At 52.7% G+C, this 25,028-nt stretch carries 24 protein-coding genes; 16 read left to right on the top strand and 8 right to left on the bottom strand.

The window, feature by feature from the left end; translation table 11 throughout:
* The 3 genes from metF to L4D79_RS21500 form a co-directional block, all read right to left on the bottom strand.
* The gene (gene metF, locus L4D79_RS21490) at positions 1-891 is read right to left on the bottom strand and encodes a methylenetetrahydrofolate reductase (protein WP_428654214.1); all 891 of its coding nucleotides are present in this window, start codon (positions 889-891) and stop codon (positions 1-3) included.
* A gap of 331 nt (positions 892-1,222) precedes the next feature.
* Positions 1,223-3,646, bottom strand: a complete 2,424-nt coding sequence (locus L4D79_RS21495) for a bifunctional aspartate kinase/homoserine dehydrogenase II (RefSeq protein WP_428654216.1) — start codon at positions 3,644-3,646, stop codon at positions 1,223-1,225.
* Complete coding sequence (locus L4D79_RS21500) at positions 3,647-4,813, bottom strand: O-succinylhomoserine (thiol)-lyase (RefSeq protein ID WP_428654218.1); 1,167 nt, start codon at positions 4,811-4,813, stop codon at positions 3,647-3,649.
* 177 nt (positions 4,814-4,990) lie between these two features.
* Between L4D79_RS21500 and metJ the strand changes: the two genes are divergently transcribed.
* A complete protein-coding gene (metJ, locus tag L4D79_RS21505) occupies positions 4,991-5,308 on the top strand; it encodes a met regulon transcriptional regulator MetJ (protein ID WP_068330548.1) in 318 nt (105 codons plus the stop codon).
* 116 nt (positions 5,309-5,424) lie between these two features.
* Here metJ and L4D79_RS21510 read toward each other — a convergent pair whose 3' ends face one another.
* Together L4D79_RS21510 and rpmE are read right to left on the bottom strand one after the other, a co-directional pair.
* Complete coding sequence (locus tag L4D79_RS21510; protein ID WP_428654221.1) at positions 5,425-6,675, bottom strand: malic enzyme-like NAD(P)-binding protein; 1,251 nt, start codon at positions 6,673-6,675, stop codon at positions 5,425-5,427.
* Between the two features lie 294 nt (positions 6,676-6,969).
* Positions 6,970-7,182, bottom strand: a complete 213-nt coding sequence (gene rpmE / locus L4D79_RS21515) for a 50S ribosomal protein L31 (RefSeq protein ID WP_008988141.1) — start codon at positions 7,180-7,182, stop codon at positions 6,970-6,972.
* Between the two features lie 233 nt (positions 7,183-7,415).
* Between rpmE and priA the strand changes: the two genes are divergently transcribed.
* The 7 genes from priA (at position 7,416) to rraA (ending at position 15,225) form a co-directional block, all read left to right on the top strand.
* Positions 7,416-9,617, top strand: a complete 2,202-nt coding sequence (gene priA / locus L4D79_RS21520; RefSeq protein WP_428654223.1) for a primosomal protein N' — start codon at positions 7,416-7,418, stop codon at positions 9,615-9,617.
* A gap of 172 nt (positions 9,618-9,789) precedes the next feature.
* Positions 9,790-10,794, top strand: coding sequence for a DNA-binding transcriptional regulator CytR (gene cytR, locus L4D79_RS21525; RefSeq protein ID WP_255040362.1), 1,005 nt, complete (start codon positions 9,790-9,792; stop codon positions 10,792-10,794).
* Positions 10,795-10,945: 151 nt separating this feature from the next.
* Positions 10,946-11,545, top strand: a complete 600-nt coding sequence (locus tag L4D79_RS21530; protein WP_428654226.1) for an SPOR domain-containing protein — start codon at positions 10,946-10,948, stop codon at positions 11,543-11,545.
* A 134-nt stretch (positions 11,546-11,679) separates the two neighbouring features.
* Positions 11,680-12,204 (top strand): ATP-dependent protease subunit HslV, encoded by a 525-nt coding sequence (hslV, locus tag L4D79_RS21535; RefSeq protein WP_107299002.1) that lies wholly within the window; start codon positions 11,680-11,682, stop codon positions 12,202-12,204.
* A 12-nt stretch (positions 12,205-12,216) separates the two neighbouring features.
* Complete coding sequence (gene hslU, locus L4D79_RS21540; RefSeq protein ID WP_428654229.1) at positions 12,217-13,548, top strand: ATP-dependent protease ATPase subunit HslU; 1,332 nt, start codon at positions 12,217-12,219, stop codon at positions 13,546-13,548.
* 145 nt (positions 13,549-13,693) lie between these two features.
* Positions 13,694-14,605 (top strand): 1,4-dihydroxy-2-naphthoate polyprenyltransferase, encoded by a 912-nt coding sequence (locus L4D79_RS21545; RefSeq protein ID WP_428654231.1) that lies wholly within the window; start codon positions 13,694-13,696, stop codon positions 14,603-14,605.
* 134 nt (positions 14,606-14,739) lie between these two features.
* Positions 14,740-15,225 (top strand): ribonuclease E activity regulator RraA, encoded by a 486-nt coding sequence (rraA, locus tag L4D79_RS21550; RefSeq protein WP_428654233.1) that lies wholly within the window; start codon positions 14,740-14,742, stop codon positions 15,223-15,225.
* Between the two features lie 108 nt (positions 15,226-15,333).
* Here the strand turns inward: rraA and zapB are convergent, their stop codons facing one another.
* The gene (gene zapB / locus L4D79_RS21555) at positions 15,334-15,576 is read right to left on the bottom strand and encodes a cell division protein ZapB (protein ID WP_428654235.1); all 243 of its coding nucleotides are present in this window, start codon (positions 15,574-15,576) and stop codon (positions 15,334-15,336) included.
* Between the two features lie 149 nt (positions 15,577-15,725).
* Between zapB and L4D79_RS21560 the strand changes: the two genes are divergently transcribed.
* From L4D79_RS21560 to L4D79_RS21590, 7 genes are all read left to right on the top strand, one after another.
* A complete protein-coding gene (locus tag L4D79_RS21560; protein WP_428654237.1) occupies positions 15,726-16,049 on the top strand; it encodes a hypothetical protein in 324 nt (107 codons plus the stop codon).
* A gap of 185 nt (positions 16,050-16,234) precedes the next feature.
* Positions 16,235-17,083: an MIP/aquaporin family protein gene (locus tag L4D79_RS21565; protein ID WP_428654239.1), complete on the top strand. Its 849-nt coding sequence runs from the start codon at positions 16,235-16,237 to the stop codon at positions 17,081-17,083.
* 97 nt (positions 17,084-17,180) lie between these two features.
* Positions 17,181-18,698: a glycerol kinase GlpK gene (glpK, locus tag L4D79_RS21570; RefSeq protein ID WP_428654241.1), complete on the top strand. Its 1,518-nt coding sequence runs from the start codon at positions 17,181-17,183 to the stop codon at positions 18,696-18,698.
* Positions 18,699-18,911: 213 nt separating this feature from the next.
* Positions 18,912-19,919, top strand: coding sequence for a class II fructose-bisphosphatase (gene glpX / locus L4D79_RS21575; RefSeq protein WP_428654243.1), 1,008 nt, complete (start codon positions 18,912-18,914; stop codon positions 19,917-19,919).
* A 187-nt stretch (positions 19,920-20,106) separates the two neighbouring features.
* Entirely contained in the window at positions 20,107-20,724 is a 618-nt protein-coding gene (locus tag L4D79_RS21580) for a helix-turn-helix transcriptional regulator (protein WP_428654245.1), read from the top strand.
* 13 nt (positions 20,725-20,737) lie between these two features.
* Positions 20,738-21,481, top strand: coding sequence for a ferredoxin--NADP reductase (locus L4D79_RS21585; RefSeq protein WP_428654247.1), 744 nt, complete (start codon positions 20,738-20,740; stop codon positions 21,479-21,481).
* Between the two features lie 191 nt (positions 21,482-21,672).
* Positions 21,673-22,002, top strand: a complete 330-nt coding sequence (locus L4D79_RS21590) for a DUF3135 domain-containing protein (RefSeq protein ID WP_428654249.1) — start codon at positions 21,673-21,675, stop codon at positions 22,000-22,002.
* Here L4D79_RS21590 and L4D79_RS21595 read toward each other — a convergent pair.
* A complete protein-coding gene (locus tag L4D79_RS21595; RefSeq protein ID WP_428654251.1) occupies positions 21,999-22,346 on the bottom strand; it encodes a 5-carboxymethyl-2-hydroxymuconate Delta-isomerase in 348 nt (115 codons plus the stop codon). The genes L4D79_RS21590 and L4D79_RS21595 overlap by 4 nt on opposite strands.
* A gap of 450 nt (positions 22,347-22,796) precedes the next feature.
* Here L4D79_RS21595 and tpiA point away from each other — a divergent pair, with 450 nt between their 5' ends.
* Positions 22,797-23,567, top strand: a complete 771-nt coding sequence (gene tpiA, locus L4D79_RS21600; protein ID WP_107349789.1) for a triose-phosphate isomerase — start codon at positions 22,797-22,799, stop codon at positions 23,565-23,567.
* A 151-nt stretch (positions 23,568-23,718) separates the two neighbouring features.
* On the opposite strand, the gene pfkA is transcribed toward tpiA, so the two are convergent.
* Positions 23,719-24,681: a 6-phosphofructokinase gene (gene pfkA, locus L4D79_RS21605; RefSeq protein ID WP_428654254.1), complete on the bottom strand. Its 963-nt coding sequence runs from the start codon at positions 24,679-24,681 to the stop codon at positions 23,719-23,721.
* Positions 24,682-25,028 lie beyond the last annotated feature (347 nt).

Here is a 25,028-nt window from a genome sequence, read left to right on the forward strand (position 1 = left end):
TTAACCTTTAGCGCGCACTCCTAGCGTATGGCAAATTGCGTAGGTCAGCTCGGCTCGGTTTAGAGTATAAAAGTGGAAATCTTTCACTCCTTCGCGGCTGAGTACCCGCACCATATCGATAGCGTTACTGGCACCCAGCATCTGACGGCTTAGCAGGTCATCATCAAGCCCTTCATACTGCTTCTCAAGCCAACCTGGAATTTTCACGTTATTGGCATTGGCAAAACGCTTGGCCTGTTTCATGTTGGACACAGGCAAGATCCCCGGCACAATTTCGACATCAATACCCGCCGCCACACAGCGGTCGCGGAAACGCAGATAGCTTTCTACATCAAAGAAAAACTGGGTAATGGCACGGCTGGCACCGGCATCGACCTTGCGCTTGAGATTGATAAGATCTGCCTGGGCACTCTTGGCTTCAGGGTGGACCTCCGGGTAAGCCGCAACCGAAATATCAAAATCGGCTTCCGAACGCAGTAATTCAACCAAGTCAGCGGCATACATTTCGGGCTTGGAGCCTTGCTCCGGCAAGTCGCCACGCAGGGCAACAATGTCGCGGATACCGTTATTCCAATAGTCACGGGCAATAGTACGCAGCTCATCACGAGTTGCATCGATACAGGTCAGGTGCGGGGCTGCAACCAGGCCAGTCTGATCTTTGATGTCCTTGATAATTGAGTGGGTACGATCACGCTCGCCCGAGTTGGCTCCATAGGTCACCGAGACAAATTTTGGTTGCAGCGTCTTCAGGCGGTGAATGGAGTTCCACAGTGTCTGCTCCATCTGCTCACTGCTTGGCGGAAAGAACTCGAATGACACATTGATGTTGCCGTCAATGTCAGCAATATTCTGGTTCAGTGAATCCAGGTGGCTTGCGTGTGAATACCCCATAATCCTTTCCTTACTTTGTTGGCTCGCGGCCACTCCCTAAACTGAGACATCAAAATAACCGTTTAGACGTCTATATGTCTACAGAATGTCTTGTAACCAATTTATTGTCAACATGATGATCATGAATATTTTTCAACTTCAAATTGCAATAACTTCAACATCCCCAGATAGCAAAAAGCCCGCAAATAGCGGGCTTTAAGGTTATAAATCATTCCTGTAGAGACTTTAGCTGGATGAATGGTTATGCCTGGGTAAATACGCCGCATAACCACCCACACCCCAGCATATACCACTTGCCTCACATTCCGATATATCCCCACACCGAAGGCATTTACAGCATCGAAGCCAAACGGTTGATATCCGATAACAAGGCACCAGCCGTCACATCTCGACCAGCACCCGGACCACGGATCACCAATGGGTTATCACGGTACCAGTGGCTTTCGATGGCAAAAATATTATCGCACGGCAGCAAATTGGCCAGAGCATGCTCACGAGGCAGTGCCTCTATCCCCACCGCCGCCTTACCATGGCGATCCAAGCGGGCAATGTAGCGCAGCACTTTCTCTTCTCTCTGAGCCTTGCGCAGACGCTCATGCAGCAGTTCATCAAGCTCCGCAGCCTGCTCGAAGAAATCATCCACGCCAAGCGTCGACAGCGAATTGGGCACCAAGGTTTCAACCTTGACCTGCTCGGGCTCAAGCGACAAACCCGATTCACGCGCCAAAATCACCAGTTTGCGCATCACATCGCTGCCATCCAAATCATGGCGAGGATCCGGTTCGGTCAGGCCCTGCTGCCAAGCCAGCTCGACCAGCTGCGAGAACGGCACCGAGCCATCATACTGCTGGAACAGCCAAGACAAGGTACCGGAGAAAATCCCCGACAAGGCGATGATCTCATCGCCGCTCTCACGTAAATCACGTACCGTATGGTTGACCGGTAGCCCAGCACCAACGGTGGCGTTGTAGAGCCAGAAACGGCTGCTCTTGGCAAAGGCATCAATCACTTGGTGGTAATCCTCGCCAGACGCCGAGCCCGCCACTTTGTTGGCTGAAATCAGGTGTAGCCCTGACTCTGCTACCTGCGGGTAACGCGCAGCCAGTTCGCTGCTGGCTGTCACATCCAGCACCATCACATCATCATAGGTATGGTGGGCCAGCACCGAGAGCCAATCTCCATCGGTTTGGTCATATCCAACCGACTCATCATCAAACGCATTATGAGCCCGGCCGGCATCAATACCGTCAAAATCAATCCAGTGACGACGGCTATCAACCACCCCGATCAAGGTAAAACTCATGCCGTGACGCTTCTCCAGCGTCGCCTTCTCACTCTCGAACAACTCCAGCCAGCGACTACCGATATTGCCCTTGCCACAGAGGACGAGACCAATACGTTTCTGGGCCTGGAACAAACTCTGGTGGATCCCCTGGATCAAGCTGTCAGTATCGGCCTTGCGCAGCACAGCAACGAGGCTCAAGCCCGATTCAGACTCGGCAATAAACTCCAACGCCTGACCTTTGAGCTGCTGATAGAACCCATAGCAATGGACGGCATTGTTCACCACCCCGGCGCCCACTGCCGCCACCAACGAGAAGCCCTCACGTAAGCGCAACTCCGCGGCAATGCCGCTGTCCTGCAGCTGGGCCAATACGCTATTTACAACCTCGGCGGTATAAGCCAGCTGCACCCGACCTTTATCCGGTTCAAAACAGCTGGCAAGCGGCTGCAATTGAGTACGCTGCAGGAAACGCTCGATATCAGTAGCGATAGGCGCAAAATCATGAGCCCGGGTCACCGACAGCTCAATCAGGCACACCTCATCGAGCGAAGTAATGATCTTAGCGCCGCGCCCTGAGGCCAGTACTCGCTCAACCCGGGTCGAGCCCTGCTCCGGCTGATGACTGCAGCGCAGGGTCAGGTCTATTGCACTTTGGGCAACCGGCTGCAAGGTACGGCTATGCAATACCGGTGCCGCCAAACGGGCCAGTTCACTGGCCTCATCAAGACGTAACAGTGGCAGCAGGCAGGCATCGGCCACCTTACGCGGATCCGCACTGTAAACACCCGCAACATCACTCCAGATAGTGACCCGATCAACATCGGCCAGCGCCCCAATCACCGTTGCCGAATAATCAGAGCCATTTCGACCGAGCAGTACAGTCTCGCCAGTACCGCTCTGGGCCATGAAGCCGGTGATCACCACCCGCTGCTGGCTATATTGTGCCAGCTGCGCCTTGAGCAGCGGTCGTGACTGTGCACGGTCAACTTCCGGCTGTGCCGAACACTCAGCACGCAGGAAGCAACGAGAGTCCAAGCTCACCGCAGGCAATTGCTGTTTGCTCAGCAAAGCAGCCAACAAACGGGCTGACCACAACTCGCCGTGCCCCAGCACCTTAGCTTGCTCGGCTTCATCCCGGGGCTTTTCCGCCAGGCTTGATAACTCGCCCAGCTCTAGGTGCAGCTGGGTCAGCAGTTCATCGGCCGTCTCACCGTCTAGCAACGACTCAATCAGTGTCTGCTGGAAGCTACGTAAGGACTGCAGAGCTTCATGGGCCTGACGGCCATCTTTATCCAACAGTTCAAGCCACTCAATCAAACCGTTAGTCGTCTTGCCAGCCGCCGACACCACCACTAAATCGTTATCGCTCGAGTATTCCCGCAAAATGTCAGCCACCCGTAGATAGCACTCGGGATCAGCCAAGCTACTGCCCCCGAACTTATGCAGTTGACGTGCAAAAGAAACGCTCATTTAGGCCACCTCCGAGGCTTTATTGAAAGCCTGCTCAAGATCAGCAATCAAATCTTCAGGATCCTCAAGGCCTACCGACAGCCTTAACAGCGACGGCTTCAAACCCGCTTCGGCCTGGGCTTCATCCGACATCGCACGGTGTGTCATGCTGGCAGGGTGACAAATCAAGCTCTCGGTCCCGCCTAATGATTCCGCCAATGAGAAACAGTTTAGCTCTTTTACAAACACTTCCAGCTGCGCCATACCGCCAGCCATTTCAAAGCTCAGCATCGCCCCGAAGCCCTTTTGCTGCTTGAGAGCAATGGCATGGCCCGGATGCTCAGGCTGGCTCGGGTGGTAAATGTTGCCAACCAGTGGCTGTTGCTGCAGGTAGGCCAAGATCTGGCGGCTATTTTCTTCATGCATCCGCATTCTTGGTGCCAGGGTCCGCAGCCCCCGCAATGTCATATAGGCATCGAATGGCGCCCCGGTCGCACCGATACAGTTTGCCCACCAGGCAATCTCTTCTGCGTGCGCTTCTAACTTGGAGATCAGCACGCCACCGACCACATCCGAATGACCATTAATGTATTTGGTGGTGGAGTGAACAACAAAATCGGCGCCCAGCGCGATAGGCTGCTGGAGGATCGGAGACAGGAAAGTATTGTCGACAGCCACCAGCGATCCGGCCTGCTTGGCTGCTACACAGAGTTCTGCCACATCAACCACACGCAGCAGCGGGTTGGATGGTGTTTCGACCCAGATCAACTTGGGCTGCAATGTCAATGCTTCGGCCACTGCAGTCGGATCGGTCTGATCAATAAAACGGACCTTGAAGTCGCCCTTTGCTGCGCGGGTGTTGAACAGTCGGTAAGTACCGCCATAGCAGTCGTGCGGGGCAATAATCAAATCTTCAGGACCAATCAATGCTGAAGCAAGCAAGTTGATTGCCGCCGTACCGCAGTTGGTCACGACCGCGCCCGCGCCCCCCTCGAGCTCAGCCAGCGCATCGGCCAACGTGTTGCGGGTTGGGTTGCCAGAACGGGAGTAATCATATTGCGGCACCTCTCCTAATTGCGAGAAGCTATAGGTTGAGGTTAAATAGAGAGGGGGAACCACAGCATTGTACTGGGTATCGGATTCGATGCCGGTGCGAACAGCGACGGTGGCTAGCTTCTTGTCACTCATAATTACTTTCCTTGTCAGGGCGGCCCTGCTGAATAACTTTTATGCAACAACATAACCACAAACGAAGAGGACGTCAACACTTCTAGACGTCTATATGTCTTTGCTTATGGCAGTAAATCCCGCTAAAATTCAGGCATACTATATTTCTTCACTTTTATATCGCTGAGAAGGTAAAAAATGGCAGAGTGGAATGGCGAATACATCAGCCCTTACGCGGAACACGGTAAGAAAAACGAGCAAGTCAAAAAAATTACAGTTTCGATTCCATTAAAGGTTCTGAAAATCCTGACAGATGAACGTACTCGTCGCCAGGTCAACAACTTGCGCCACGCTACCAACAGTGAACTACTGTGCGAGGCCTTCCTGCATGCCTATACCGGTCAGCCACTGCCGACCGACGACGATATCCGTAAGGACCGTCCGGACGATCTTCCAGCCGAAGCCAAGGCCCTAATGGAAGAAATGGGGATCACATACGAAGACATTAACGAGTAGCCCCAAGCCAATACCACTTAGGTCAACAAGACGACTTGGTCAATAATACCGACAAATTATGACGAAAAAAAACCAGCCATACGGCTGGTTTTTTTGCACTACGTGGTGCGAAGCAATTACTTCTCTTCCATATAACCAACAGGCATATCGATTCGCGCAACGCCCGAGTCTACCGCAGCTTGCGCAACCGCCTTGGCAACACGTGGCAACAGGCGTGGATCCATCGGTTTAGGAATAATGTACTCTGTACCGAACTCAAGCTTGTCGGCACCTGCTGCCGCAACCACTTCGGCTGGTACCGGCTCTTTTGCCAGTGAGCGAATAGCGTCAACGGCAGCCAGCTTCATCTCGTCATTGATTTCGCTCGCGCGAACATCCAGCGCACCACGGAAGATGAACGGGAAACAGATAACATTGTTCACCTGGTTCGGGTAGTCCGAGCGGCCAGTACCCATGATCAAATCATCACGAACGGCATGAGCCAACTCAGGCTTGATTTCAGGATCCGGATTAGAACACGCAAATACCACAGGCTTGTCAGCCATCAGTTTCAGTGATTCCGGCGCCAGCAGATCGGGGCCCGATACGCCGACAAAGATATCCGCACCTTCAATCACATCTTCCAGCGTACGCTTGTCGGTGTTGTTGGCAAACAGCTGCTTATATTCATTGATATCGTCACGACGGGTGTGGATCACACCTTTGCGGTCAAGCATGTAGATTTTCTCACGCTGGGCACCACACTTGATCAGTAGCTCCATACACGCCACAGCTGCAGCGCCAGCACCCAAACAGACAATGACTGCTTCGTTGATTTTCTTGCCTTGCAACTCAAGCGCATTGAGCATCCCCGCCGCAGTCACAATCGCCGTACCATGCTGATCATCATGGAAGACCGGCACATGACAGCGTTCGATCAGGCGCTTTTCGATTTCAAAACAGTCCGGCGCCTTGATATCTTCCAGGTTGATCCCGCCAAATGTATCGGCAATATTCGCCACCGTATCGACAAACTCATCGATAGTACGGTGCTTTACTTCGATATCAATCGAGTCCAGGCCAGCAAAGCGTTTGAACAACAGTGCTTTACCTTCCATGACAGGTTTTGAAGCCAATGGACCCAGGTTACCCAAGCCAAGGATAGCGGTACCGTTGGTGATCACCGCGACCATATTGCCCTTACCGGTGTACTTGTAGACATTCTCTGAGTTTTGCGCGATTTCACGCACCGGCTCAGCCACACCAGGGCTGTAAGCAAGTGCCAGATCTTCTACGGTATTAGCCGGCTTGGTGAGTTCAACGGCGATTTTTCCTGGTACTGGGTAAGCATGGTAATCAAGGGCCTGCTGGCGAAAATCTTCAGACATAGTGTTCGAAATCCTGACTGGAGGTGACTTTATTTTGTAATTTGGACATAGATCATATTCTATGGCAGCACAAAATCCTAGCACCGAACATCTGGTCGATCCAATGATTCCCAGACTGAATGCCCAAGGAGTATGGGGAATATAGCGTCTTCGGTGATAACTATAGGAGGGAATCGCCAACATCGCTGGCAGTGGAATGCAGATAGGGAAGAAAGCAGGCTAAACTATGGCATAAAAAATGGGCATAAAAAAAGGGATGCTTGCGCATCCCCTTTTTCGACATTCATCTGGCAATTACTTGCTAGAAAGCGCACCGAAACGCTTGTTGAATTTGTCGATACGGCCACCAGAGCTAACCTGACGCTGCTTACCAGTGTAGAAAGGGTGACACTTGTCGCATACATCTAGGTTGATGTCTTTACCCATAGTAGAGTTAAATACGAAAGTGTTGCCGCAAGAACAACGAGCGTTTACTGCAGTGTACTCTGGGTGAATACCTTGTTTCATGGGATAACCTCAAAAGTAAGGCCGTGTCGCTCTCCCGATCCAAAGCCGGGCACCACACGTCGTTAAAAAATATACGTAACGGCTGAACTGCCAATACGCCAAATTAGGCGGCGTATAGTAATCAATCGAGCAGTTCAGATCAACCAATATGCGCCTTTTTTCGCCGCTTTGCCGCCCGAGGCTGGGCAGGGTACACTTCTCTATCTTAGTACATGCGGATTTAGCGGTTATATATGACGCCCAACATCGCCCGAGTGGCCCTTCCTGTCCCCTTAGACAAGCAATTTGATTACCTGGTCAAGCCCGGCCAGCAACCTGCCATAGGCGGGCGGGTCAAAGTGCCGTTCGGACGACAGCAACTCGTTGGGATCGTGATGGCACTCGCCGATACGTCCGATTTTCCCATCAACCAGCTCAAGCCCATCTACAGCGTACTGGATGAGACGCCGCTGTGGGAACCGAGCCTGTTCAAGTTGCTGAACTGGGCCAGTCAGTATTACCAGTATCCACTCGGTGATACGCTGGCCAATGCGATGCCGACCTACTTACGCAAAGGAAGGGAAGCAGCTCCATCGACGCTGAAGATGTGGCAGTTGACCGAGGACGGACATAACCAGCCATTAACGGCTCTCAAGGGAGCTCCTCGCCAGGCACAGGTTCTGAACATGCTACGCCAAGGGGCATTGAGTCAGGAAGCCTTACTGGCCGAAGAGATCAGCCGGCCCATACTGAAAACCATTGCGAATAAGGGGTGGATTGAAGCGATTGAGCAAACACCGGCTCTGCGTCACTGGCAATCGCAGTTCGCGGTTACCGAGGAGAAGCCCCGTCTCAACGAGGAGCAGGCACTGGCGATTGCCAGTGTCAACGCCAACCCGGAATTCGGTTGCTACCTGCTCGAAGGAGTCACCGGCTCGGGCAAGACCGAGGTTTATCTCAACCTGCTAGAACCCGTGCTGGCTGCCGGCAAGCAAGCGTTGATCCTAGTGCCGGAAATCGGCCTGACACCACAAACCATCAACCGCTTCCGCCGCCGCTTCAATGTGCCGCTGGAAACGATCCATTCCGGGCTCAACGATACCGAACGGCTGTCAGCCTGGCTTGCCGGGCGGGATAATCAAGCAGGGATCATCATCGGCACCCGTTCAGCCCTGTTCACCCCGTTTGCCAACCTCGGCATTATCATTGTCGACGAGGAGCATGACGCTTCCTACAAGCAGCAGGACAGCCTGCGTTACCATGCCCGGGATCTGGCCGTGATGCGTGCTAGCCAGGCCAATATCCCAATTGTTCTCGGCTCGGCGACCCCGGCACTGGAAACCCTGCACAACGCCAAAAGCGGCAAGTACCACCACCTGATCCTGTCACGCCGGGCAGGCACCGCCCAAGCGGCCCGCCATGGCGTACTGGACGTCAAGGGGCAGTATCTGGAGGCGGGATTATCTGCGCCATTGATTGCCAGAATGCGCCAGCACCTCGAGGCCGGTAACCAGGTCATGCTGTTCCTCAACCGCCGCGGATTCGCCCCGGCGGTGATCTGCCATGACTGTGGCTGGCTGGCCGAGTGCAAGCGCTGTGACGCCTACTATACCTTTCATCAGCAAAGCGGCGAGCTGCGCTGCCACCACTGTGCCACCCAGCGGCCGATGATGCACCAGTGCGGCCAGTGTGGCTCGACCCAGCTCAATGCGGTCGGGGTCGGTACCGAGCAGCTCGAGCAGCAGCTCGAGATGCTGTTCCCGAGTTACAGGACAGTGCGTATCGACCGCGATAGCACCCGCCGCAAGGGCAGCCTGGAGCACTACCTTGAGGCGATCCGCAACAACGAATACCAGATTTTGATCGGCACCCAGATGCTGGCCAAAGGACACCACTTCCCCGATGTCACCCTGGTCGCCTTGCTTGATGTCGACAGCGCGCTATTCAGCAACGATTTCCGGGCCAGCGAACGCCTAGCCCAGCTATTTATCCAGGTCGCCGGCCGTGCGGGGCGGGCCAGCAAGCCCGGTGAAGTGGTGTTGCAAACCCACCACCCCGAACATACCTTGCTCCAAGCGCTGCTCTACAAGGGTTACGATCACTTCGCCTCGGATGCCCTGAGTGAGCGCAAGCAGGCATGGCTGCCACCGTTCACCTACTTGGCCCTGCTTCGGGCCGAGGCCAACCAAAGCGAGCTGGTTGAGCAGTTTCTCCAGCAAGTGAGAGGCATTTTTGAAACCAGTCCTGTCGCCAGCCAAGAGACAATGGTGATGGGGCCCAACCCCGCTCCGCTGTCACGCCGGGCGGGCCGCTACCGCTGGCAATTACTGCTACAAGCACCGAGCCGCAGGGCATTGCAGCAGTGGTTGTCTGTTGCCAAGCCAGCCATCGCTTTGCTTCCTCTTGCCAAGAAAATCCGTTGGTCTATCGATGTCGAACCACAGGATTTAACTTAAAATGAACAATGCGACCTAAGTCACATCTTGGATGTAATTTATGCTGTTTAAAGCATGTTTAATCCCCGGCAGACAGCCTACAATAACAAGCTCGCTGGCTCAGGTATCGACCGTTTTGGCCATGATCCCCCAGCGGCAAAAGAGAGAAAAATAATAGAGAGGAACCTTAACTATGGCGACAATGAAGGATGTTGCCCAGCTCGCCGGTGTCTCGACGGCCACGGTCTCCCGTGCCCTGATGAACCCGGAAAAAGTGTCAGCCTCGACCCGGAAAAAGGTCGAACAGGCGGTCATGGATGCTGGCTATTCACCCAATTCACTGGCTAGGAATCTTCGTCGCAACGAATCAAAAACCATCGTCACTATCGTCCCTGATATCTGTGATCCTTATTTCACCGAGATCATCCGGGGTATCGAAGAAGCGGCAATGGAGCATGGCTATTTGGTCCTGCTGGGCGATAGCGGGCAACAAAAAACCCGTGAAAATTCGTTTGTAAACCTAGTCTTCACCAAACAAGCCGACGGTATGTTGTTACTCGGCACCGATCTCCCCTTTGATGTCAGCAAACCCGAGCAAAAGAACTTGCCGCCGATGGTCATGGCGTGTGAATTTGCCCCGGAACTCGAACTGCCAACCGTCCATATCGACAACCTGACCGCCGCTTTCGAGGCTGTCAATTATCTTACCCAGATGGGGCACAAACGCATTGCCCAAGTCACTGGGCCAGACAATGCCGCCCTATGCCAGTTCCGCTCACAGGGTTACCAGCAGGCGTTGCGTCGGGCCGGAGTTGAGCTCAACCCCGCCTATACGGTCAAGAGTGACTTCAGTTTTGCCGGCGGTGCCCGTGCAGTCACGGCCCTCTTATCGCTACCTGAGCCACCAACGGCCTTGTTGTGCCACAATGACGTGATGGCAATCGGTGCTATGCAGCAAGCCAAACGCCTAGGCTTCCGGGTGCCGCAAGATCTGTCGATTGTCGGCTTCGATGATATCCAGTTTGCTGAATACTGCGATCCACCGCTGACCACAGTATCCCAGCCGCGCTACGAGATCGGCCGTCAGTCGATGATGATGCTGCTTGATATCCTCAAGGGTAAAGACATTGCCTCTGGCTCCCGCCTGCTTGATGCCAAGTTGGTGATCCGCGAAAGTGCCGCGCCACCCGCCAACTAAGCGGGCTCACTGGGCTATTTTTGGGTACAAGCTCACAAAACCTATGCCTTACGGTGCAACCTCAAAGTCAGGATGCATCGCAAGGTCTGGTCAGAGCTGACGCAAATTTGTACCATAGGTTTATCCTACTTACCTTTTACTGATTGACACCGTGGCTACCAAAGATTACGTCAAACGCGGCAGAGCTGCCGCCAAGAAACCCCGTGGCACCCGCAATCAAGCCCCAAGCAATGGCTTCCCGTTCAAATGGGCGGCTATCGCCCTGTGCTTGGTTGGGGGATTGGGCTATGGGCTATACTACCTATCCGCCAACCCGGCACCACAAACCCAGCAACAGACCGGGCCGCCGGCCACCAAGCCCGAGTCGGTCAAGCCGGTAAAACCGAAGGCAGAGCCTGTGGCGCCGCCAAAAACGACCAAGCCTCTACCGCCTAAACCGGAAGAGAAATGGCGTTATATCGAAGAGCTGGAAAACAGGGAAGTACAGGTAGAAGCCAAAAAAGAACAAGCCCCTACCAAGCCATACTTGATGCAGTGCGGCGCCTACCGCAGCCAGAGCCAGGCCGAGGAGCGTAAGGCGATGATCGCCTTCCAGGGACTGACCAGCCAAATCAAGGTCAGCCAGGGTGAAAAGGGCAACTGGTACCGGGTCGTGCTCGGTCCTTACCCGCAAAAGCGCAAGGCCGAGAGCGATCGCAACCAGTTACGCCGGGCCGGTATCGAGCCATGCGCTATCTGGTTCTGGGAATAGCCCAGCAACCGAATAAACAAGGATGCCAATGGCATCCTTTTCTTTTGCCCCTTGAAACTTTTCCCAGCCGTCCCCAGATCTGCAATATATCGAAACCGGCATGATGGCCGGAACAGACCAAAAGAGGTAAGACCGTGACAACTATCGTATCTGTTCGTCGAAACGGTAAAGTCGTTATCGCAGGTGATGGCCAGGTGTCCCTTGGCAACACAGTCATGAAAGGTAACGCCCGCAAGGTGCGCCGTTTATACAACAACAAAGTTCTGGCTGGCTTTGCCGGCGGCACAGCGGATGCCTTCACCCTATTTGAACGTTTCGAGCGCAAGCTGGAAATGCACCAAGGCCACCTGCTAAAAGCAGCGGTGGAACTGGCAAAAGACTGGCGTACCGACCGTATGCTACGCAAGCTAGAAGCCTTACTGGCCGTTGCGGATGAAACCGGCTCACTGATCATCACGGGTAACGGTGATGTGGTTCAACCGGAAAACGATCTGATCGCGATAGGCTCAGGCGGTAACTTCGCCCAGGCGGCAGCAACCGCACTGCTGGAGAACACCGATCTCAGCGCCCGTGAAATCGCCGAAAAATCACTGACCATTGCCGGTGATATTTGCGTCTTCACCAACCAGTTCCACACTATTGAAGAGCTTGAAGAATAATAAGGAAGGGCTATGTCTGATATGACTCCTCGCGAAATCGTCCACGAGCTTGACCGCCACATCATCGGTCAGGACAAAGCCAAGCGTGCGGTGGCCATTGCCCTGCGTAACCGCTGGCGCCGCATGCAGCTACCAGAAGAACTGCGTGTTGAAGTAACCCCGAAAAATATCCTGATGATCGGCCCGACCGGCGTCGGTAAAACAGAAATCGCCCGTCGCCTGGCAAAACTGGCCAATGCGCCGTTCATCAAGGTCGAAGCGACCAAGTTCACCGAAGTGGGCTATGTCGGTAAAGAAGTCGAAACCATTATCCGCGATCTGACGGATGTGGCGATTAAAATGACCCACCAGCAGGCCACCGAAAAAGTCCGCTTCCGTGCAGAAGAGCTGGCCGAAGACCGTATCCTCGACATCCTGCTGCCACCGGCACGCGACGCCTGGGGCCAGAACGAAGAAGCCGACAACAGTTCATCGGCACGCCAGTCATTCCGCAAAAAGCTGCGTGAAGGCAAGCTGGATGACAAAGAAATCGAAATTGATGTTGCTGCCTCGCAGATGGGTGTCGAAATCATGGCCCCTCCGGGCATGGAAGAGATGACCAACCAGCTTCAGGGGATGTTCCAGAACCTGGCAGGTAGCACCACCAATAAACGCAAGATGAAAATCAAGGACGCGATGAAGGCCGCGACCGAGGAAGAAGCCGCAAAACTGGTTAACCAGGAAGAGCTGAAAGAGCAGGCGATTTTTGCTGTCGAGAACAACGGTATTGTGTTCCTCGATGAAATCGACAAAATCTGTAAGCGTGGCGATACCTCGGGCCCAGATGTGTCTCGCGAAGGGGTCCAGCGTGACCTGCTTCCGCTGGTAGAAGGTAGCACGGTATCAACCAAGCACGGTATGGTCCGTACCGACCACATCCTGTTTGTTGCCTCTGGCGCATTCCAGGTCGCCAAGCCATCGGATCTGATCCCAGAACTGCAAGGCCGCCTACCGATCCGTGTTGAGCTTGAAGCACTGACCAGCAACGATTTCAAACGCATCCTGACCGAGCCGAATGCCTCGTTGACCGAGCAGTACAAGGCCTTGATGGCGACCGAGTCGGTGAACATCGATTTTGACGAGAGCGGTATCGACAAGCTGGCCGAAGCCGCATGGCAGGTGAACGAGCGTACCGAAAACATCGGCGCCCGCCGTCTGCACACCGTCATGGAACGCTTGATGGAAGAGCTGTCTTATGATGCCTCGGAAAAATCCGGTGACAAGATTGTGATCGACGATACCTATGTCACCTCACGCCTTGGTGAGCTGGTTGAAGACGAAGATCTGAGCCGCTTTATCCTATAACCCGGCACTCACTTAATACTGTCAAGCGGCACCCTACAGGGTGCCGTTTTTTTGTTCTCAAACAAACAAAGTGGCGATAAAGTTGCCCCCTGCTACAGTTACGCCATAATAAGCACCTACTTGTTTACCGGTTTAAGATCACATTATGAAATCATCTTCTCTCGCAATTTGGCTCGATGCTGCAAGGCCGAAGACCCTGCCTCTGGCCATCGCCTCAATTATTTGTGGCAGTGCAGTAGCAGGATGGCAAGGAAGTTTCTCCGCAGTCATTGCAGGTCTGGCCCTGCTGACCGCACTGTTATTGCAAATTCTCTCCAACCTCGCCAATGACTACGGAGATGCAGTCAAAGGCACAGATAACGACCAGCGATTGGGTCCCCAGCGAGCGATCCAGTCTGGCCTCGTCACTCCGTCAGCCATGCGCAAGGCGATGATCCTCAACATCATCCTGACCGCTGCCAGCGGCCTGAGCCTGATCTTTATCGCCACCAACAACCTGCAGGATATGGTCGGTTTCATGCTGCTCGGCCTGATGGCGATTGCCGCCTCGATTGCCTACACCGTCGGCAACAAGCCTTACGGCTACCGTGGCTTGGGTGACCTGTCGGTCTTGATGTTCTTCGGCTGGCTCGGTGTGGCCGGGACCTATTACCTGCAAGCCGGGCAGATTGATTCAATCATCATGCTACCGGCAACGGCTTGCGGCCTACTTGCCGTTGGCGTACTCAATATCAACAACCTGCGTGATATCGACAACGATCGTGAATGTGGAAAACTGACATTGGCAGTGCGCATGGGGCCGGAATGGGGCCGCAAATACCACCTGTTCTTGCTCTTTGGCAGTGTGCTGTGTTTGGCACTGTTTGCCTTGCTGGAGCTGCACTCTCCATTTGGTTGGTTGTTTATCCTCAGCGCCCCGCTACTGTTCAAGCACGGTAAGCAGGTACTGCAGTCGACTGACGGGGCCGCGCTGCGCCCGATGATGGCAACCATGGTCAAATGTGCCTTGCTCACCAACCTGTTGTTTGCAGCTGGCGTAGTGCTGGCTGCGGCCTAATTAACCTTAAAGTGCGAAGGGATATATCCTTGTGCGAAGGCTAAATAACTGGTTATACTTTCAACAAGTTAAGCTTGGCCGCTGCAGCCAGCGGCCAACCAACCCTTTTCAATTGCCACAGAAGAAGCGCGCTTATGGAATATAATACGTCCGAGTTATGCGATATCTATCTCGACAAAGTTGACGTCGTCGAACCCATGTTCAGCTCCTATGGCGGTCGTAGCTCCTTTGGCGGCCAAGTTACCACGGTTAAATGCTTCGAAGATTGCGGGCTGATCCGCTCCACCCTACAAGAAACAGGGGCTGGCCGGGTATTGCTGGTTGATGGCGGCGGCTCTCTGCGTCGGGCGTTGATCGATGCCGAACTAGCCCAGTTAGCCGTCGACAATGAGTGGGAAGGGTTGATCATTTATGGCTGTGTCCGCCACGTTGATGATCTCGACGAGCTGGATATCGGTATTCAGGCCATGGCCTCGATTCCCGTCGGCGCCGATGAAAACGGTATCGGCGAGATGGATGTCGCGGTCAATTTCGGTGGGGTCACCTTCCTGCCGGAAGATCATATCTATGCTGACAATACCGGGGTGATCCTCTCCCCCGAGCCGCTCGATATCGACTAGCCTGCAATGCACCCATAAAAACCTGTCATACACCCATAAAAAAACAGAGCCAGTCGGCTCTGTTTTTTCTTGCACGGCAGGCGCATTGACTGCCCGGCAACAGTACGTTTATTCAACGTGTTCCATCTTGCCCAATAGCGCACGTACGCGCTCTTGCCATGCCTCGTGGTCATGACGCAGTTTGCTGTTCTCTTGCTCAAGCTCTTCACGGTTAGAACGCAATTCTTGCGCTTCGCCCGCCAGACCATTATTTGTTTCTTTTAGTTCTTCAATTTCCATCTGTAGCAGGGAAATTGTATCAACAGCCATTTGTACTTTGGCTTCCAGCTTTTCGAACATTTCTAATGACATATTGTCCACCTGTATTCAGCCTATCTATTTGCCCTAACTGTTAAGGCAACGTTCCACAGGCACATTTACGATTGATTATCACCTATTCTAACGAGGCTACCGCCTTCTGACATCTACAAATACCATGCTTTTTGGCAAATGGGGAAATTTTGCGCGAAATTCATCAAATCCTTGCTTTCCATGCGCTTGCTATACCGCCCAAGTGTAACGCCAAGAAGATTGGCAAAAGAAATGAGCAAGCCGTGCAAAATTCATTCGGCCTCGCAGCCAAATGCGTAGAATTGCGATCAAACTCTATTTTAATGCACCGACAGCGTGCTAATTTTTATCTTGATCGTATCTCTCTTGGAAAAATCCAAGAATTTGCCCCTCTGGCACATCCGACCTTCTTAGGTCGGATTTTTTATTTCAAAAACAAACACATACCTTCAATATCCATATTTTCACCCCGCCAACCATTAAGCAACTGGTAGCAATGGGGGAATTTCCCGCCAAATTGCAACCGTTTGCGCGAACGCTCAAAAAACAAATTCATTTTATGCTCGAACGCACACTTTTCGTTCGGTCCAATTTTATTCTTGGTGGATTCGAGTACATTAGCCACACATAAATACAAAAATAGCTATACCCCTACGACATTTGACAAAAGGACTGAACAATGACTACCCAAAAACAACATACCCTGCTCGGCGAATGCCTGGCCGAGTTCATTGGTACTGGGCTGCTGATCTTCTTTGGCGTCGGTTGTGTTGCCGCACTGGTACTGACCGGGGCCGAATTCGGCCAGTGGGAAATCAGTATCATGTGGGGCCTTGGCGTTGCCATCGCTATCTACTGTACCGCCGGCGTTTCCGGTGCCCATATCAACCCAGCCGTTACCATTGCCCTTGCCCTTTTTCACGGCTTCGACAAACGCAAAGTCTTACCTTACATCGCCGCACAGATGCTCGGTGCTTTCTGTACTGCGGCATTGATCTACGGCCTGTACAGTAACCTGTTTGTTGAGTTCGAAACCGCCAACGGTATTGTCCGCGGCAGCGAAGCAAGCTTGGCGACTGCCGGTATTTTCTCAACCTACCCGCATGCCGCCCTGTCATTTGTCGGCGCATTTGCGGTGGAATTTGTGATCACCGCCGTATTGATGTTCGCCATCCTGGCCATTGGCGATGAGAAAAATGGTGCCCCTCGCGGCGCGATGGGACCACTGCTTATCGGTATTTTGATTGCCGTGATTGGCGGCTCATTGGGTCCATTGACTGGCTTTGCCATGAACCCAGCACGTGACTTCGGCCCTAAATTCTTCGCCTTTTTAGCTGGCTGGGGCGATATGGCCCTGACCGGTGGTAAAGACATCCCATACATGATTGTGCCTATCCTGGCGCCAATCATGGGTGCTGCATTCGGTGGCTGGCTATATCCTAAAGCCATCGGCGCCTACTTGCCGGGCAATCGCTGCACCCTGCCGAACCAGTGCGAAGAGACTGGCGAAGAAACAGCGAAAGCCTAACACACAAGTTATTGAACATTATCGGCCTGCCCCGCACAGGCCGATCAGAACACCACACTCTACTACCCTTATATAATGACAATGAGAGGAAACCGTTATGACTACTGAGCAAAAGTACATTGTTGCGCTGGATCAGGGTACGACCAGCTCCCGTGCCGTGGTGCTTGATCACAACGCCAACATTGTGTGCTCGTCACAGCGTGAATTCACCCAAATCTATCCAAAGGCTGGATGGGTCGAGCACGATCCTCTAGAAATCTATGCCACCCAAAGTTCGACGCTGGTTGAAACGTTGGCCAAGGCAGGGATCCGCTCCGATCAAGTTGCTGGTATCGGTATCACCAACCAGCGCGAAACCACCATTGTCTGGGACAAGAACACAGGTAAGCCTGTTTACAACGCGATTGTCTGGCAGTGCCGCCGCACAGCAGATACCTGTGAAGAACTGAAAAACGCCGGTCTTGAAGAATACATCCGTGAAAACACCGGTTTGGTTGTTGACCCGTATTTCTCAGGCACCAAAATCAAATGGATCCTCGACAATGTCGAAGGCGCCCGCGAAGAAGCCGAAGCCGGTAACCTACTGTTCGGTACCGTTGATACCTGGCTGATCTGGAAGATGACCCAAGGACGTGTTCACGTTACCGACTTCACCAATGCTTCCCGTACCATGGTATTCAACATCAATACCCTTCAGTGGGATGAAAAACTGCTTAAAGCACTGGATATCCCGCTATCCATGATGCCGGAAGTGAAATCGTCGTCTGAAGTATACGGTAAGACCAACATTGGCGGTAAGGGTGGTACCCGTATCCCAATCGCGGGTATCGCTGGTGACCAGCAAGCCGCACTGTTCGGCCAGATGTGTGTTGAACCGGGTCAGGCGAAAAACACTTATGGCACAGGGTGCTTCCTGCTGATGAATACCGGCAAGGAAAAAGTCACCTCACATAACGGCTTATTGACCACACTGGCTTGTGGCCCGACAGGTGAAGTGGCTTATGCCTTGGAAGGGGCTGTGTTTATGGGCGGCGCCTCCATCCAGTGGCTACGTGACGAAGTGAAATTGATTGGCGATGCCGGGGATTCCGAATACTTTGCCGAGAAAGTCGGCAGTGCCAATGGTGTCTATGTGGTACCGGCCTTCACCGGCCTTGGCGCGCCATACTGGGACCCATATGCCCGTGGTGCTATCGTCGGCTTGACCCGCGGTGTTAACAGCAACCACATCATCCGCGCAACGCTAGAAAGTGTGGCCTACCAGACCCGTGACGTACTGGATGCAATGCAGGCGGACTCCGGTATCAAGCTGGCCACTCTGCGTGTTGATGGCGGCGCCGTTGCCAACAACTTCTTGATGCAGTTCCAGTCTGACATTCTGGATACCGAGGTACACCGTCCAGTGGTTACCGAGGTGACAGCACTTGGCTCAGCCTACCTAGCTGGTCTTGCCGTTGGCTTCTGGGGCAGCATCGATGAGCTGAAGAACAAAGCGGTATTGGACCGTAAGTTCATCGCCTGCAGTGACGAAGGCAAGCGTAGCCGTCGTTACAACGGCTGGAAGCGTGCTGTCGAGTGCGCCAAAGGCTGGGCGGTAGATGGCGACGACATCTAAGGTGAAAGCCCACCCCTAGCGTTACCCTCGGTTCCCATCAAGGCCTGCGAAAGCAGGCCTTTTTTCGTCCATTGGTGGCGAAATGGCAAGAAATAAACATTTTTGCGCTAACGCAAACGTTTCCTTGCAACCTGTGTTAAAATCGCCGCCAGATTTATTCTGGGCCTGTAGCCTACAGGCCCTAGCCCACTGATTTCTATTTCTGGAGTTACCATGAAACGCGATTTGGCGATGGCATTTTCCCGTGTCACTGAAGGTGCAGCACTTGCAGGCTATAAATGGCTAGGCCGTGGCGATAAAATTGCAGCGGATAACGCTGCCGTTGAGGTTATGCGTACCCTGTTAAACCAAACAGAAATCGAAGGCGAAATTGTTATCGGTGAAGGTGAAATCGATGAAGCCCCTATGCTTTACATCGGTGAGAAAGTCGGTACTGGTGGTGATGCTGTGGATATTGCGGTAGACCCAATCGAAGGTACCCGCATGACAGCAATGGGCCAGAACAACGCATTGGCAGTATTGGCGGCTGGCGAGAAAGGCTCATTCCTTAAAGCACCAGATATGTACATGGAAAAGCTGGTTGTCGGTCCTGCTGCGAAAGGCGTCATTGATCTGGCTAAACCACTGACTGAAAACTTAGAGAACATCGCGGCAGCACTAGGTAAAACCCTTGATACGCTAGTCGTGACTACGCTAGCGAAGCCTCGCCACGATGGTATTATTGCTGAAATGCAAGCGATGGGTGTACGTGTGTTTGCCTTCCCTGATGGTGATGTTGCCGCATCAATCCTAACGTGTATGCCTGACAGCGAAGTCGATGTGATGTACTGCATCGGTGGTGCACCTGAAGGCGTTGTTTCTGCCGCTGCAATTCGTGCACTTGGCGGTGACATGCACGGCCGCCTGCTGCCTCGCCACGAAGTGAAAGGCGACACCGAAGAAAACCGCAAACACGGTCAGATGGAAATCGACCGCTGTCATGAAATGGGCATTGAGACCAATACCATACTGCGCATGGAAGACATGGCACGTAGCGATAACGTCATCTTTGCCGGGACTGGCATCACCAAAGGTGATCTGCTGGAAGGCATCAGTCGCCAAGGCGATATCGCGACAACAGAAACACTGTTGATCCGCGGCAAGTGCCGTACTATCCGCCGTATCAAATCAACTCACTACCTGAATCGTAAAGACGACGCGATCAAGGGCCATATCCTGTAAAGCCCCATACGTCATATCGATTATCTAGCGCGCTTCCTGGCGCGCTTTTTTATCTCCTCAACTCCCCCTCATCTTCGCATTGTTTCCCTTATTCCTTTCCCTCGTATTTTTGACTTTGTAAAGTTGTTGCTTTATTTAGAAAGCTGACTACATAATTAACTATGCCAATTTGTTACCAAAGATGACTATGAAAACCATCGACAAAATACTCTATCGGATGAAACGCGAAGGCCCGGTCACCGCCAAAATCCTTGCCGAGGATTTCCAGCTCACCACCATGGGAGTTCGCCAGCATCTACAAGGACTGGAAGAGGAAGGTCTGGTCGACTTCGAAGACATCAAGGCCAAAGTCGGCAGGCCGACTCGCCACTGGCACCTGACTCAGAAGGGACATCGGCGTTTTGCCGACCGTCATGGCGATCTTATTATTCAAATGCTTGATTCTGTTGAGGAGTTGTTTGGCCAAGCAGGGCTAAGCAAGGTTGTCGATCGGCGGGAGGATCAAACCTTTGAACAATACCAAGCCCAACTGGCCGGAGTGGAAAATATCGCAGAAAAACTGCAGATCCTTACTACACTCAGGGAGCGGGAGGGTTATATGGCCGAACTTCACCAGGACGGCGAAGATTTCGTGCTGATCGAAAACCACTGCCCTATTTGCCACGCAGCCCAACGTTGCCCATCACTTTGCCAGTCCGAACTGGCCGTTTTCCAACGCTTGCTAGGCAACGAATACCAGGTTAACAGACAGGAACACATCATTGCCGGAGAGAGGCGCTGCGCGTATCGAATAATAAAATCATAACGAGGAGAACATTATGGCTGACTGGATCCCTGCGAAAGTCATCAATAACCGACATTGGAACAATGACTTGTTCAGCCTTGTGCTGCAAGCCAACATCGAGCCGTTCAAAGCCGGCCAGTTTACCAAGCTGGGACTGGAGATTGATGGCAAAATGATCCAGCGCGCCTACTCTTTCGTTAATCCCCCTTCTACAGATCAAATCGAAGTGTATGCAACCCGGGTCGCTGACGGCTTGCTGTCACCGAGGCTGCACGCCCTTGAGCCGGGCCAAGAAGTCTTCATCTCTGCCCGTGCCAACGGCTATTTCACCCTAGACGAAGTGCCCGATGCCGAGCAACTATGGTTATTGGCAACAGGTACTGCCATCGGGCCATACCTTTCTATTTTGCGCGAAGCATCGCCCTGGAAGCGCTTTCGTAAAATTGTCTTGGTTCATGCGGTACGTTTTTCGGCTGATCTCAGCTACCAGGCCGAAATCAATGCCCTCAAAGAGCGCTACCCTGAACAGCTGATTGTTCAGCCTTTCGTGAGCCGTGAGCCAGCGCCACCCGCCCTGCCAGGCCGGATCCCTCAAGCGCTCGAAGACGGTATGCTAGAACGTCATGTTGGTCTGGCACTGGCACCAGAGAAAAGTCAAATTATGCTATGTGGTAACCCGGAAATGGTCCGAGAAACCAAAGTGGTATTGGAGCAAAAAGGCTTCACCAAGAACCTGCGCCGCAAACCCGGTCAAATCACCATGGAGCACTACTGGTAACGCTTTCGGCAGGTTTGGTCGCCGAGCCTGCCTCTCTCCCTCTCCCTAGTTATGCCCTTTTGTCTCACTCCTGAGCCAGATAGTCACCTTATTGACAACTAACTTTATTGCATAGCAATCCTGCTGATAGGCATCACTTCAGCCCGTGACCTGCAGGGCAGAGGTAAAGGTTTGGGGATAGGAGGAGTAAAATGCAGACACTGCCACCGTTTGACGAGCTGAAAGCCATGGCCGAAAACGAGCCAGAGAAGCTCGAGGAACTGCGTTTGACAATGAGTGAGGAAATCATCAGCAATGCCAGTGAAGAGATGCAGCCGCGGCTACGAGCGCAGATGAGCCATATCAACCAGGTGATCGACAAGGGAAAAAATCCCAACCATACCAATATCTTGTTGATGGCCGAGCTGCAACAGCAACTCAAACGTTTTGCCCAGGCACTCAATGCCCCGGAAACCCTGACCGAGCATCAAGCTGACATCAAGCCTTTCCGCCGTCCGGGCTCACAGGATAAGTCCGCCTAGCAGCTGACCTTGAGGAAACAATCATTATCCATATCGCGGATATCGATGGTCAGGCTGTTGATTGTGCCGGCATGCTGCTCCAGCGCGGTCATCAGAGCGCGGGATAATTCGCGTTTCACCTCAACGCTGCGGCCTGACAGCATCGTCAACTCGATGTGGATAAAGGTGTCGAGATCGCGGTTCTCACCCACCAGCCAGTTATGGCACCGGTAGCTTCGTGACTTGACCGAATCCGGCTCGAAAACCCCGCATTCGAGCAAAATAGTGTGTAGATCATCGAGTAACCCCGAAATATTAACCCGCTCAACAACGGGCTCGGCGTACTCCATCACTAAGTTAGGCATCCGCTTCTCCTTGTGCTTTACACTTCACTTATTTTTGTTGGGAAAAGCCATGTTTGACATGGCTTTATCCTGAAATAGCCCCCAACCTTAGCGGATCTTATCCCACTACGCCAAAGATACAGGCTATATTTCAATCACGGATCACTGTCTTTTTTTTCCCCGTCATGATGGGAATAGCACCAAGGTGAAAAAAATTCCTCCGTAGCGGTTCACTTTTGCCGGGGAAAAGGGTACAACCGAGCACTGATATGATTTCGGACAGGAAACTGATTTCCTAAGCTGTGGTAATGTTGGCGCTGCTCGCGGTGTTCACTGATATGACCGCCAGCGTGCGTGCCGGATGATACTCTATAGCCTAGTATTCAGCGCCGCCAATAGCGGGTTACCTCCCCGGGGCTGTATATTAAGCTATTGAGTATTTTTTAAGTCAATTTGATATGGAGAAAAGCTATGCGCCATCCTGTGGTTATGGGTAACTGGAAGCTTAACGGTAGCAAAGAAATGGTATCTAACCTGCTTAAGGGCCTTGATGCTGAACTTAAAGGCGTTGAAGGTGTAGACGTTGCCGTTGCACCACCAGCTATGTACCTTGACCTGGCTGAGCAACTAATCAGCAAAGGTGAGAGCAAAATCATCCTAGGTGCACAGAACGTTGACGTTAACGCTAGCGGTGCATTCACTGGCGATACCTCTCCAGAGATGCTGAAAGACTTTGGTGCAAGCCACATCATCATCGGCCACTCTGAGCGTCGTGAATACCACAATGAGTCAGACGAGTTCGTTGCCAAGAAGTTCGCTTTCCTAAAAGAGCACGGCCTAACACCTGTACTATGTATCGGTGAGTCTGAAGCACAGAACGAAGCTGGCGAAACTGTCGCTGTTTGTGCTCGTCAAATCGATGCAGTGATCAACACGCAAGGCGTTGAAGCCCTAGAAGGCGCAATCATCGCTTACGAACCAATCTGGGCTATCGGTACCGGTAAAGCAGCGACAGCTGATGATGCACAGCGCATCCACGCCGCTATCCGCGCTCACATTGCTGAGAAGAGCGAAGACGTTGCTAAGAAAGTTGTGATCCAGTACGGCGGTTCTGTTAAGCCAGAAAACGCACAAGCTTACTTCGCACAGCCAGACATCGACGGCGCGCTAGTTGGCGGTGCTGCTCTAAACGCTGAAAGCTTCGCCGCTATCGCGAAAGCTGCTGCTGAAGCGAAAAAATAATCGCCCTCTTCTTTTGAAGAAGACAGGCTGATAAAAAAAGCTACCCGAGGGTAGCTTTTTTATTGCCTGCAATATATTGCCGGTAGATTTGAGAATTTGCGGCACAAAAAAACCGGCTATAGTCGCCGGTTTTTTCATTCAGGGGATCCCCTTAGAACAACTTGTCAGCCAATGCGTAAAGATCTTTACGTACTGGGCGCTTCATGTTCTCAATCGCGTCGATGATATCGTGGTGAACCATCTTCTCGTTCTGGATACCCACACAGCGACCGCCCTGGCCTTCCATCAGCAGATCGACTGCGTATGCACCCATACGAGATGCCAAGATACGGTCAAAGGCTGTTGGCTGGCCGCCACGCTGGATGTGGCCAAGTACGGTTGCACGGGTTTCACGACCGGTTTCATCTTCGATGTACTTCGCCAGCTCGTTGGCATCGGTCATCAATTCGGTCAGTGCAATGATCGCGTGTTTCTTGCCTTTGTAGATCCCTTCTTTGATCTTCGCCAGCAACTCTTCTTTGTTCAAGCCGGTTTCTGGTGTGATGATGTACTCACAGCCACCAGCAATCGCAGACATCAGCGTCAGGTCACCACAGTGGCGGCCCATCACCTCAACAATAGAGATACGCTGGTGAGAAGAAGACGTGTCACGCAGACGGTCAATCGCATCGATAACCGTGTTCAGTGCCGTCAGGTAACCGATAGTGTAGTCAGTACCTGCAACATCGTTATCAATCGTACCCGGCAGACCGATACATGGGTAACCCATTTCAGTCAGCTTCTTCGCACCCATGTACGAACCGTCACCACCGATCACAACCAGCGCGTCGATGCCGTGGATCTTCAGGTTTTCGATAGCCTGCTGACGTACTTTCTCTTCCTTAAATTCAGGAAAACGCGCAGAACCCAGGAATGTACCACCTTTGTTGATGACATCTGATACGCTAGAGCGTGTCAGCTTTTCAATGCGGTTCTGGTGCAGGCCCTGGTAGCCGTCATACACGCCGTATACTTCAATGCCTTCAGACAATGCTGCACGAACAACACCGCGAACAGCCGCGTTCATACCAGGTGCGTCACCACCACTGGTCAATACACCAATCTTCTTAATCATGGTTACCCTCTGACTTTGGGAAATGAAAATTCAAATCCGACATAAGCGGCCGAGGTTCCCCGCTCGACCACAGGCCTTCAACCGGCCCTGACTTATGTAAACTGTAACTTTCCTACTAATGTAGGAGTATTACAATTTTGATAAAAAAATTTGTTGATTCATATCACGATAGCCTGCGACTGCAGCATGACGCGGAAACTATCGCCACCTCATACACTATCGGGATCGATATAAACAGTTAGCCCCTAGGCTGGAGTCGCGAGCAGCGCACTGCTCGGCCGCTATAACTCTACTTCTTTCAGTATAACGGCTGGCACCAGCGCCTCCAGTTGTGCCGGATGAGGATG

The sequence above is a fragment of the Photobacterium satsumensis genome, assembly GCF_050336935.1.
In the GTDB taxonomy this organism is placed as follows: Bacteria; Pseudomonadota; Gammaproteobacteria; order Enterobacterales; family Vibrionaceae; genus Photobacterium; species Photobacterium satsumensis.